The sequence below is a fragment of the Planctobacterium sp. AWM4_229 genome, from assembly GCF_056160305.1.
In genome coordinates this window covers 1-12,349 of sequence record NZ_JBSWWX010000005.1, presented here as the reverse complement: position 1 = coordinate 12,349, position 12,349 = coordinate 1, and the positions used below count along the sequence as shown (strand labels likewise).

12 protein-coding genes are annotated in these 12,349 nt (G+C 42.8%); all 12 read right to left on the bottom strand.

Features of this window, described 5'->3' with window-relative positions; genetic code table 11:
- Positions 1-2: 2 nt before the first annotated feature.
- Positions 3-980 carry a glycosyltransferase family 9 protein gene (locus tag ACXAGP_RS11730; protein WP_475261567.1) on the bottom strand — a complete coding sequence of 326 codons (978 nt, stop codon included), beginning with the start codon at positions 978-980 and terminating at the stop codon, positions 3-5.
- A gap of 11 nt (positions 981-991) precedes the next feature.
- Complete coding sequence (pseF, locus tag ACXAGP_RS11725; RefSeq protein ID WP_475261565.1) at positions 992-1,684, bottom strand: pseudaminic acid cytidylyltransferase; 693 nt, start codon at positions 1,682-1,684, stop codon at positions 992-994.
- Entirely contained in the window at positions 1,681-2,826 is a 1,146-nt protein-coding gene (gene pseC / locus ACXAGP_RS11720; protein WP_475261564.1) for a UDP-4-amino-4,6-dideoxy-N-acetyl-beta-L-altrosamine transaminase, read from the bottom strand. Before pseC ends, pseF begins: the two co-directional genes overlap by 4 nt.
- Positions 2,823-3,821: a UDP-N-acetylglucosamine 4,6-dehydratase (inverting) gene (gene pseB / locus ACXAGP_RS11715; protein WP_475261562.1), complete on the bottom strand. Its 999-nt coding sequence runs from the start codon at positions 3,819-3,821 to the stop codon at positions 2,823-2,825. The genes pseC and pseB overlap by 4 nt, the downstream gene beginning before the upstream one ends.
- Before the next feature lie 47 nt (positions 3,822-3,868).
- Positions 3,869-4,177, bottom strand: a complete 309-nt coding sequence (locus ACXAGP_RS11710; RefSeq protein ID WP_475261561.1) for a hypothetical protein — start codon at positions 4,175-4,177, stop codon at positions 3,869-3,871.
- Positions 4,174-4,602, bottom strand: a complete 429-nt coding sequence (gene fliS, locus ACXAGP_RS11705) for a flagellar export chaperone FliS (protein ID WP_475261560.1) — start codon at positions 4,600-4,602, stop codon at positions 4,174-4,176. Before fliS ends, ACXAGP_RS11710 begins: the two co-directional genes overlap by 4 nt.
- A 16-nt stretch (positions 4,603-4,618) precedes the next feature.
- Positions 4,619-6,139, bottom strand: a complete 1,521-nt coding sequence (gene fliD / locus ACXAGP_RS11700; RefSeq protein WP_475261559.1) for a flagellar filament capping protein FliD — start codon at positions 6,137-6,139, stop codon at positions 4,619-4,621.
- 12 nt (positions 6,140-6,151) lie between these two features.
- Positions 6,152-6,604 (bottom strand): flagellar protein FlaG, encoded by a 453-nt coding sequence (locus tag ACXAGP_RS11695; RefSeq protein ID WP_475261558.1) that lies wholly within the window; start codon positions 6,602-6,604, stop codon positions 6,152-6,154.
- A 79-nt stretch (positions 6,605-6,683) separates the two neighbouring features.
- Positions 6,684-7,514, bottom strand: a complete 831-nt coding sequence (locus ACXAGP_RS11690) for a flagellin N-terminal helical domain-containing protein (protein ID WP_475261557.1) — start codon at positions 7,512-7,514, stop codon at positions 6,684-6,686.
- 1,699 nt (positions 7,515-9,213) lie between these two features.
- Positions 9,214-10,044, bottom strand: coding sequence for a flagellin N-terminal helical domain-containing protein (locus ACXAGP_RS11685; protein ID WP_338293903.1), 831 nt, complete (start codon positions 10,042-10,044; stop codon positions 9,214-9,216).
- A 359-nt stretch (positions 10,045-10,403) separates the two neighbouring features.
- Positions 10,404-11,234: a flagellin N-terminal helical domain-containing protein gene (locus ACXAGP_RS11680; RefSeq protein WP_475261556.1), complete on the bottom strand. Its 831-nt coding sequence runs from the start codon at positions 11,232-11,234 to the stop codon at positions 10,404-10,406.
- A gap of 705 nt (positions 11,235-11,939) precedes the next feature.
- Positions 11,940-12,349 (bottom strand): flagellin (locus ACXAGP_RS11675; RefSeq protein ID WP_475261555.1); only part of this gene is annotated, 410 nt, incomplete at its 5' end.

Below are 12,349 nucleotides of genomic sequence, written 5' to 3'. Positions count from 1 at the left end.
GCTCAGCCCGCTTCATCGAAAAGTGATGTTACACTTTCAACTAGTTCTGCAGCGGGAATAGGTGTGCTAGATGACTCTGTCGCATAATCTGGCATTAGTGTTCGCGCATCGACTTCACCCACAATCACCAAACTTGGACAATCAACCGTTGTGGCCAACCACTGAGGAGCCGATGGAACAGTAATGAGTAAGTCACTACTTTTCAACATACTCAACGTTTTACGCATTGGCTGAGAGCCATCAAATTCCGACCAGACGTGAAAACCCGCTTTTTCTAGTAATTTTTGCAGCTCTTTGCCATACGGATAGGAACGCTCACTAGTTCGCGCTTCAGTGGCCAGAGCAATAACTTTTTGCTTGTTCGCAATTTTGTCTAACTTGTGACTACTTTCCGTTTGGATTTGCATGTTCATTTCAATATCGGAAAAGCCACAACACTGGCGCAAGTAAAATTCCGGATAACCAAAATCCGGGACAGTGCCATATTCCCACCAAGGTGTATGCCAACGCGCCATACCGAAGAAAGTACTTTGCATATAATTAGCAGGATTGTGAACGTAATCATGCTGCAGCGTTTGCTTGTCTAGTTGATCAATCAGTTCGGCAACAGGAATCGACATGAAGTTCCCCTGCAGGTTTTCTCCGGCATCCTTTAAAAAACGAGCCAGAAAACAAGGCATAAACCAGGTATCCAAATTGATAATCTGCTCGTATTCCTGGCCGATGATTTTTTCTGCCAACATTAAAAAACGTTCCATCGCATGAATGATGTTGTCAGGCCATTCGTCCTTTTCCATCTTTAAAATGTCTACATCAGGCTCAGCCAGCTTAATGACATCCGCCCCTGCAGAGAAGGTCAATACAGAAACATCAGCTTCGGGGTACTTTGACTTAATATAACGAATCGCTGGTATGCCAATGCAGGTAACATCACCAAGTCCGAGCATCCGTATAATGAGAATTTTTGCGGGTACTGCCACCGGCAAACTCCTTATCGGTCATGGACATAAGCGCGGTACATTAACTCCGCTCTTATCCAATCTTCTTGTGTATCAATATCTTGAACTAAATGCCTGGGCAACACAACCGGATAGCTGTTTTCAGAAAACACCACTTTGTTGGACAACCAAGCATCGGTTCTCCCCCAATAAAACTGCCCAGCATCATGATAAACTTCCTCCAAATCTTGGGATCGCTTGTTTATGTTCTCCGGCATCATAGGTTTCAGTCCGCTTCCAGCTTTTACCAAGGCTCGCTGAACTGGGAAGGGAAAACTCGTCACTGAAAAAGCAAAATCAAATTTATTGTCCAGTTCCAGCGCCCGTAAACCGGCCTCAAGATACTTTTGCTCAAGAAACGGGGCGGTGGCATAAATACAACACACATATTCCGGTTCAAAAAAATGCTGTTGGCAAAATTCAATGGCGTGGTTGGTAACAGGGCGAGTTCCTACAACATCGTTTGACAGGCTTTCTGGACGTATGAAGGGCACATCTACCCCAAGTGAAATCGCCAGTTGTTTAATCTCTTCACTGTCGGTGGAGACAATGACCTTATCAAATAACCCACTATTGATGGCCGCCTCAATCGAATAATTGATTAGCGGCTTTCCCGCGAATAACTTAATATTTTTTCCTGGTATGCGCTTACTGCCACCACGAGCGGGTATAATCGCCAGTTTCAATCTAAGGCCTCTTTTAAAGTTGCAACGACAAAATCCTGTTGAGATTCCGTCAGGTCAGGATACAGAGGCAAAGTTAATGCCATCTTGTAATAGTTTTCTGCAACCGGAAAATCTCCAACACAAAACCCTAATTTTTGATAATAGGGCTGCAAGTGAATCGGAATGTAGTGAACATTAAGTTGCACACCTTTTGACAACATATAGTCGTATACGGCTCTTTGCTCATGGTTAATCAGCTGAACCACGTACAAATGCCATGCTGACTTGGTTTGCGGGTTCTCAATTGGCAATTTTAACGGCAAACCTGCCAGAAGCTTGTTATATCTGGCCACCAATTGTCTGCGTATAGCGATAAAAGAATCTAACCTTTTTAATTGAGAAATACCTAGAGCAGATTGGATGTCACTCAGTCTGTAATTCAATCCCAATAAGTGCTGTTCATATTCCCAAGGCTGCCCTGTAAAGTGTCTATAATCAGAAACTACCCTTGTAACACCGTGCTTTGCATATAACCTGGCTTTTTTCGCCAAATCCGGGCAATTAGTTATCAAGGCACCACCTTCGCCAGTAGTCATAGATTTGACTGGGTGGAAACTAAACACACAAAAACTTGAAAACTCACAGTTCCCCACGGGTTTATCAAGGTAAGTTCCGCCCAACGCATGGGAGGCATCTTCGATAAGCGCGATATTTAGTGGCTTCAAAAGTTGTTGCAGCTCGCTCATTTCACAGGAGTTACCCGCAAAGTGCACAACAATAATGGCTTTTGGCAGCTGTCCTGAACGTTTCGCAGCATCTAATTTAGTACGTAAGGTACCAATGTCGATATTATGACTAACGGGGTTGATATCCACAAAGTCAACGCTTGCACCACAATATAAAACGCAATTGGCCGAGGCTACAAATGAGTTTGGACTAGTCCAAACTGTGTCTCCCTCTGCGATACCCAGCGCTAAACAAGCAATATGTAATGCCGATGTTGCGCTGTTAACCGTAATGCAATGCTCTGCCCCCGTGTACCGACAAAGGGCAGTTTCGAATTCAACTCCCTGCTGACCTTGGGTTAAGTGTTGATTTCGCAGCACATCACAAACCGCCGCCACATCTTCCTCATTAACGTTGTGTTTTCCGTAATGAATCATGGATTGTCTTTATCAAGTTGTTTGATTTGTTCAATTGTCAAAAAATGGGGGTTTGTGCCAGAATTGTATTCAAACTTTTCGTCTACCGGATTTCCAACTTCACCGAGTTTATTTTCGGAATAATTGATATCTTTATCAAAAAATGTAATAGGCGGGGTAATAACAAAGTGATCGTGAAACTCTAGCGAGTGATGCGCCACTTCTTCAGGCACCATCACTTCGTGTAATTTTTCTCCAGGCCGTATCCCGATGACTTCAAACTCATTATTTTCACTCATAGCATAGGCTAAATCGGTAATCTTGACGGACGGAATCTTTGGAACAAAGATTTCTCCTCCGCGCATACGTCTGAAACTCTTGTCAACAAATTCAACACCTTCGTCGAGGGTGATCCAAAATCGTGTCATTTCCATGTGGGTGATAGGTAATATCTTAGTTCCCTCATTTAATAGCTTCCGGAAGAAAGGCACAACGGACCCGCGAGACCCTACAACATTACCATACCGAACCACAGAGAATCTCGGACCTTTCGCCCCGCTGATGTTATTTGCAGCCACAAATAATTTGTCAGAGGCTAATTTGGTTGCACCATACAGATTTACCGGATTTGCAGCTTTATCCGTAGAAAGCGCGACAATACGACTTACATTAGTTTCAATAGCGGCATCAATAACATTTTGAGCCCCATGAATGTTGGTCTTAATACATTCATTAGGGTTGTATTCTGCGGCTGGAACTTGCTTTAATGCAGCAGCATGTATGACATAATCCACGTCGCGCATTGCTGCTTTCAGACGTTCTTTGTCGCGTACATCGCCGATGAAATAACGCATGCACTTTGCGTTGTACTTCTGTTGCATTTCAAATTGTTTCAGCTCATCGCGGGAGTAAATTATCAGCTTACGAGGTTTGTAGTGCGTTAAAAGGTGAGAAACAAAACGATGTCCGAATGAACCGGTACCGCCAGTGATTAGTACACTCTTATTGTTGAACATAAGCGATCCTCTGTACTTGCTTCTCTCATGTTCAGGAAGCTTTATTATTATTTTTTGTATTTTTTCACCGCTTTGCGGTTTCTTAAAAAACCCACCAGCACACCTTGCTGTTCAACTTTCATGTCATCCACCAATGCAGTTAATTCTTCATTGGTCTTCAGCAAATCTTGCAGCAAACTCTTATCGGAAGCTTGTTCAGACTGCAAAAAACCGGCAACGAGCTTTTCTCTGTCTTCGACTGCTTGCTGCAGCTTTTCAGCATCAAATTCTTCAGCAGATAAAATCTCCTGAATCGCCGAAGAATTTTCCTGAATACTTTCAGGCTCTTTGTCAGAAAAGAAAGGTATTTTATTCAAACCGCTTGGTGTTTTTGTCGCTGGGCTTCGTAAGCTTCCTGTTTCGCTGATTCAGGAATCTCTGCCCAAGCATTCTTAATGGGTAACATGAGATTAATCACTTCATCCATAATCTTCAAGCTATTCTGAATACTAGCATCTGTAAGTCGACGCACCATGTAATCATAAAGCGCATAAAGATTTTCGCCTACTTCACTTTTTATTTCCAGATCAATGGTATCTCTGAGATTAACAAGAATAGAAGTGGCTTTAGAAAGATGCTGTGCTTTCGATTCGAACTCTTTGCGTTCAATACTGCCTTTGGCCATGGCCATTTTCTCTAACGCACCTTGCATCAACATCAATGTAATCTTGTGCGGATCAGCGGTAGATAGGTCTTGTTTTAAACTACCCTTTTTATACGCCTGAATACCTTTTAAGCCCATTTTACACCCTTAAATTCTATAGTCCGCCTAGCGCAGCGAACAATGCATTACCGGTATTATTCAATGATGAAACGGTTTTATCCAGCGCAATATACTTATCTCGTTGGATCTGTTCAAACGACAACATTCTCAATTCAAATGCTTCACGTTCGTCTGCTAATAGGTCTTTTTCGCTCTTTAAATCATCCTCTCTATCACGCAGTAAACCGCCGAACGTTGTATATTCATAGAGAAAATCATATAAGGACTGAGCGACTCCATTGGTGCTGTTTGTAAACAAATCCGCCACATCATCGAAACTGTCTTCTAACGCCTCGTCAAGGCGTTCGTCTCCACTGCCAATACCAAATTCGTCTACAGCACTGATTTCTAACTTACCATCGTCATCGAACGACAGACCAATGTTAAAAACACTGCCCAGACTATTATCTGACACAGTGGTTGTTAATGCACTTAGTATGCCAGATTGGATACTTCTTACCATAAAATCACCGGCTAAAGCGCCATCGTCTTCCAACTCAGATTCACCGTATCTGGTCAAGCGGGTGATTTCGTCGACTAATGAGTTATAGTTATCGATGAAATCCTGAATTTTTGATTTTAAGCCTTCAGTATCGTTACCTATAGTTACACTTGAGGCAGCAAAGCCTGTTGCTGTTGATGCGTCAGTTTCGGACACCTCAAAGGCTTCAAATGAAACGTTAGGGATGACGTTTTCAAATTCATTGGTGCTACTCTCTACCAGCACATTATTTACGTAAGCCTGAGCATTTGCCGCATCAACTTTAGCTTCGTCACCGGTATTGGTGCTTAGGTCCTGGTCAGCGTTATAACCGCCACCACCATCATTAGTATGGCTGGTTACTGAGGCCAGTTCGGCGTCGCCATCTTCATTCACTATCCTCAAATCGTTACCACTACCGGTAAGCAGAGATTCAAAGATAATTTTGGGACCATCTGTCGTACCAGTGTCCAGTAAAATCGCATTCACCAGCTTGGTTGTGCCATCATCTTGTATATTGTCATCAGAGCTATTAATGGCGTTTACGTATTCTTGCAGCGTCATATTAGTGGTGACACTAACAGCAAAACTATCGCTGGAAGATTCGAAATTGAATGTAACGGTCGTACCTGCGCCAGTGTATAAAGTATCGTCGGTATCGGTAAATGTGCCGTCTGCTGTACGATATTCGGTACCTGAAGCTAACTGCGCAACGGCAATCTCGTAATCACCTTCAATGGCACTGGTAGACGCTTCCATGGTGAATGGACCCGTATCACCTTCGTCAGGCTCGGTAGGATGATCAATGGAGGGCTCACGGGCGTTGAGGTTGTAGTCGTTTTTGAGTTCTTCGACCGAGTCCTGAAACTCGTCAACTTTGGACTTTAGTGATCCAATAGCAGAAATAGTGGCATCCAGAGTCTCTTCACGTTCATTTAAACGCTCTTCTTTTGGTGCACGCTCAGCATCGATTAGCTGAGTAACAAGATCATCAAGCGCTAAGCCTGAACCAACCCCTAAACTCTGAATGCCCATGATTTACCTCTACTAGACTTCTTTGCTAAACAGTACTCCTACGGCTTCACCGACATCAGACTGTAAGCCTCTGATTCGGTCTGACAACGCCAGAACCTCTTCTGAGGGTATTTGTCTGATCAATTCTCCCGTATCCGAATCTGTTACTTGTACGATTGAACGATTAGAGTCATCGTTAAACGAAAAGTTTAGATTCGTTCTCTGAGACTGCACAAAATCTCTCACTTCAGATACAGCATTTTCAATATCCTGTACCGAAGATTCTTCACCTATGCTGTTGTTATCGGCTTGTGGCTCAGAAACATTAGGCGTTTCACGAAAATTTGAACGACTTGCAGCACGGCTGTTGTTGCTGCTTTCGTTGTCGTTTTCGGCCTGCAGTTCTTCACTTCTGCGCACGACAGCGGGTTGTGTATTTTGTGTCAGATTAGCATTAAAACCTGTTTGTGCTAAATCAATTTCCATCTTTCACCTCCTGTTAGGTAAAAGCGATTGCAATCTCACTTGATGACATTGCAATCAGGCAAAATCAATAAAACAGCAATTATCCCAACAGAGCCAATGCACTTTGCGGACGCTGATTGGACTGACTCAACACCGAGATACTGGCCTGCTGGACAATTTGATTTCTGGTCAGATTCGCCGTTTCTGAAGCAAAATCGGTATCCTGAATACGTGAACGTGCACCGTTTAGGTTTTCACTCACTGTAGACAAGTTACGGATAGTTGATTGGAAACGGTTTTGCAAGGCACCTAACTCTGCACGTTGTGCACCAATTGACGAAATCGCTGTATCGATTGATGCTAAAGCTGCCGAAGCACCACTTGACGTTGAAATGTCAACACTGCCCACACCTAAACCTGAAGCACCAAAGCTTGCGCCATTAGAGCTGGAAAGGTTAACTGAAATACTTTGACCTGCGTTTGCACCTACCTGGAAAGTAGCAGAAAAGCCACCATCAAGGATGTTCACATTCGCAAATTGCGTGTCGGCACCGATTCGTGACAATTCAGATAACAGTGCAGTTACTTCTTGTTGCAACGCCGTTCTATCGGCAGATGAGTTGATACCATTCTGAGACTGGATAGCCAATGTACGGATACGTTGCAAGGATGTTGTCGTTTCAGACAAGGCACCTTCAGCAACCTGTACCAATGAAATTGCGTCGTTTGCATTTCGAACAGACTGATCAATACCTTGAATCTGGCTGGTTAATTCCGCAGAAATCTGCAAACCTGCCGCATCGTCGGCCGCCCGGTTAATACGGAAACCAGATGACAGTCTTTCAAATGAAGTATTTAACGCATCGTTTGAGTTAAATAATTGACGTTGCGCATTTAATGACGAAACGTTTGTATTTACGAAAATACCCATGTTATACCTCCTGAGAACCAGTTAACTTAAGAGAGAGCCACTAGTTCGCCTACTTTTTTGTCAGTCGAGAGTGCTGACGTTAAACTTGTTTTGCTCTTTGTGTTTCGACCTCACTCGAAACCAAAAAAACAAAACCCGCAATACCCCTCAACAATAGGTATCGGCATTCTCTGAAGCTTCTTTAGGATTTTTTTGAAATTTTTTAATTTATTTTCAAAGCTACACCTAAGCCATTGATTGAATTAAGGTTTATCACCAAGCAAAAAGCACACTTCGAGCTAAATACGAATTAAAAAAAGAGAATTTCAACGCCCTTTTCAAAACTTATGACGGCCGAGCTTTCCTATTTCTGCTGCGATTCCATACATTTCATAGATAACCAAATAGTTGGCATGAGTAATGCTTCGGACAACGGTAGAATGAAAGTGTATTTTCAGTGTTCAAAACTTTGACGGTAAAACTGGCATGGAAAGTGAATATCTGAATCAACGAAATTGAAATCGCTTTGTTTGAATGATGGATTCACTGGCGAAGAAATAAAAAAGCCAGGTCCGAAGACCCGGCTAAATTGCTCACGTTAGGAGAACGAGCAATGGGTTTTGTCGCCCGACTGCAGGATTTGGGAAGAATTACTGGCCTCTCAACCATACTTCTACACTCTCGGTCCTGCTAGTCGGCGTTTTCACTGGCGCTGTGTTATTAATTATTAGCAGTGATACAAAAACCGTTTTTACTGTCTGATTGAGAACCAGACTTAGCTCGACATAGGTCGAACAATTATTAACGATTTATCCCGAAGGAACTTCAGATAAATCGTTGGGTTTGTCGCCCGACTACAGGATTTGGGAAGAATTACTGGCCTCTCAACCATACTTCTACACTCTCGGTCCTGCTAGTCGGCGTTTTATTTTGTAGGTCGGAATTTATTCCGACAAGTCTCTTAATTTGGAGACCACTGTTCGAATAAATTCGAACCTACCTGTTAATTTTGTCGGCATTTAATCCGACATTTAAGTTTGTCGCCCGACTACAGGATTTGGGAAGAATTACTGGCCTCTCAACCATACTTCTACACTCTCGGTCCTGTTAGTCGGCGTTTCTGAGGCGGCCTCTCATTTCCTACCCTCATTAAAACAACTACCAACATTGCAAATCCCTGTTTAGTTTGCTGATGACCAATTAAGTTCTTATCAGCACAGCCTACATAATCCGTGTTAGCTTTGAATAAAATCGAGAAGGTAATTTCTAAACAAAAAAGTATAAGAGCCATACTGTTTTAAACTTTAGAGATTGTAGTCACCGCTGACTTTTTACCTTCTCTGCTTCTTTGCAAAACCTACCCATTTGTTTTGCAAAGAAAAACCTATAATTCTGTGTACTAAAGAAAACGCTGTTTAAGAATTCGACCTTAATTTAGCAACTAATTTTCAATTTTTCTTTGTTTCTGAAATCTTTGGCACGCTTACTGCTTTATATTACACGACAGTTAATATTTTGACTGTCGAAATAGCTGGGCAACTGTTCTACAAAAGCCTATGCTATAGAGTGAGCGAAAGCTCTGCGTCGACTTGCGGGATTGATGGCCTATACCTCAATACCTCACACTACCTCCTGGCGTTGGTCTCGTAAGTCGGCGACTTAATCTCATCCCTGAGATTGAGGGTTCAAAAGCTTTTCAAGCAATTACTCTTCTTGAATATTATCCAAGTAAGCTTAGTGCCGATTGAGGTCTCTGATTGGCCTGTGACAACACAGTCGTACTGGCCTGTTGAATGATCTGATTACGAGTCAGTTCAGCCGTTTCTACCGCGAAGTCGGTATCCTTGATACGTGATCTTGCAGCAGACAGGTTTTCAGAGACGTTAGACAGGTTGCGAATTGTAGACTGGAAACGGTTTTGTAATGCACCCAATTCTGCGCGCTGTGCGCCAATTGCGGAGATCGCCGTATCGATTGCAGTTAGTGCCGAAGAAGCATTTGCTGCGCTGGTAATATCAACGGTACCCACACCTAAACCTGACGCACCAAAACTGGAACCGTCTGTAGAAGACAGGTTTACTGAGATAGTTTGTCCAGCGTTTGCACCTACCTGGAATTGCGCGGAAAAAGTACCTGATAAGATATTATTACCAGCAAATTGCGTATCTGTTGCTATTCTTGAAAGCTCTGCCACCAAAGCTGTTACTTCTTGTTGCAATGCCGTTCTGTCAGCAGAAGAGTTAATACCATTCTGAGACTGGATAGCCAGAGTACGAATACGCTGTAAAGCCGTTGTTGACTCGCCTAATGCACCCTCAGTAGTTTGCACTAGTGAGATAGCATCATTGGCGTTGCGCACTGATTGATCCAAGCCTTGAATTTGAGTGGTCATTCTATCGGTGATCTGCAAACCTGCGGCATCATCTGCAGCTCGGTTAATGCGAAAACCAGAAGACAAACGCTCAAACGATGTGCTTAATGCGTTGCCAGAGTTAAACAACTGACGTTGTGAATTTAATGATGAAACATTGGTATTTACAAATAAACCCATTTTTTTTCTCCTAACGATTTTGGTATTAATTGAGCATTTCGCTCTAATTACTAAGTAAGCTGTTTTTTATTCTTTACTTAGTCAGACCCGGCTTGTTGTTTTTATTAGTTGCTCAGTGCCTGTGCTTATGTATCGTCAGCAGTAAAAAATTCCTTTAACTTTTTTTTGACTATTTTTAATATATTTCATTTTCTTCTTATTATTCATTAACTTACGAAGCTACTTTTTGTCAAATAATTGGCGCTCATTTTATGCTCTGAAGAGCAGAAACAAAAAAAAGCCGGCTTCTTAGCCGGCTTTGTATTATCTTGCTCAAAAAGTCCTCAACACTACCTCCTGGCAAGATAAATTTTTCTAGATTATCCCAATAAAGATAATGCTGACTGAGGACGCTGATTAGCCTGAGCTAATACTGAGGTACTTGCCTGCTGGATAATCTGATTACGCGTCAAGTTCGCAGTTTCTGTAGCAAAGTCTGTATCTCTGATACGAGATTGCGCGCCAGATAAGTTCTCAGAAACCGTACTCAAGTTACGAATAGTAGACTGAAAACGATTCTGCAAAGCACCCAACTCAGCACGTTGTGCACCGATTGATGAAATAGCTGTATCTATTGACGCTAAAGCAGCAGAGGCACCTGAAGCCGTCGAAATGTCTACACTTCCCACACCCAATCCGGAAGCACCAAAGCTAGCACCGTTGGAAGATGAAAGGTTGACAGAGATAGTCTGACCTGCGTTAGCACCAACCTGGAATGTAGCAGAAAAACCACCACTTAACAGTGAATTACCTGCAAAGTTAGTGTCTGTACCAATTCTTGATAGTTCAGCGACCAAGGCGGTTACTTCTTGTTGCAGTGCAGCTCTGTCAGCAGAAGAGTTAATACCATTCTGAGACTGGATAGCAAGGGTACGAATACGTTGCAGTGATGTGGTAGTTTCTGACAATGCGCCTTCAGCAGTTTGCACCAGTGAAATCGCATCGTTAGCATTACGAACTGATTGGTTTAAGCCTTCGATTTGAGATTGAAAACGATCAGTAATCTGTAGACCTGCGGCATCGTCAGCAGCACGGTTGATACGGAAACCTGAAGATAAACGTTCAAATGAAGTGGATAACGCATTACCTGAATCAAACAGCTGACGCTGAGCATTCAGTGAGGATACGTTAGTATTAACGAATAAAGACATGATGTCTCTCCTACACTCTCGATCCAGCTATATTGGGTAAATATAGATCTGGGATCCGACCTGTGGAACAGGTCTTAAAGTTTAAAACAACAACAGTTCTGGATATGGGTAGTATCTTGAAACTGTTGCACTGGCTCTCTCACATAGGGTTATCGCCTGCTAAACTTAAACCTTGAACAAAAAACCAAACTTTTTTTCAATCATTTGTTTTTATTGGCTTTTATTGGACTTTCACTGGGCTTTTGTTGATAAAACACAGGGTGTAATTTAGCGTCAAATAAATGGCTACTTCTGTAAACAGGATAAATTAGAAGTCGCTAGCAGGTTCTTCCTTGGGAACCGTGGAACATCATCAATTTTATGAAAACAGACAAAAGAAAAAAGCCAAAGCTAGAAAGCTTTGGCCAAACTCACGTTAGGAAAATGAGTATAAATCGTGACAATACTATCCGGCTTTAATGGGCTTTCACACTACCTCCCGGCGGATAATATTTCATATGGGTAGAAATCGTTTGAACTGTAGGTTCGACTTTAACACCATGGATGGTGTGTATGTCTTTTTTGCAGGGAGCAAAAAAAGACCAGTCGGACAAAGGTGTTTGGTTTGACATCTTTGTCCAGCTCGCCGATTTTTGTTCCCGACAAAATCGGCATTCACTACATCCTTGTAGCTAAAGCAGGACCTACATATGACCTACAATCCTATTAACCCAACAGTGATAACGCTGACTGAGGACGCTGATTCGCCTGAGCAAGTACGGTAGTGCTGGCCTGCTGGATAATCTGGTTACGCGTCAGGCTGGCTGTTTCAGTAGCAAAGTCAGTATCTTTGATACGTGAACGGGCACCTGATAAGTTCTCAGACACGTTACTCAGGTTACGAATGGTAGACTGAAAACGGTTCTGTAAAGCACCCAGCTCAGCACGTTGTGCACCGATAGAAGAAATCGCCGTATCGATTGAGGTTAGTGCGCCTGAAGCACCTGCAACTGTTGAAATATCCACCGTACCTACACCCAAACCTGATGCACCGAAGCTGGCACCATCGCTTGAAGATAAGTTAACAGAAATAGTTTGACCTGCGTTGGCACCTACCTGGAATGCTGCGGAAAAGC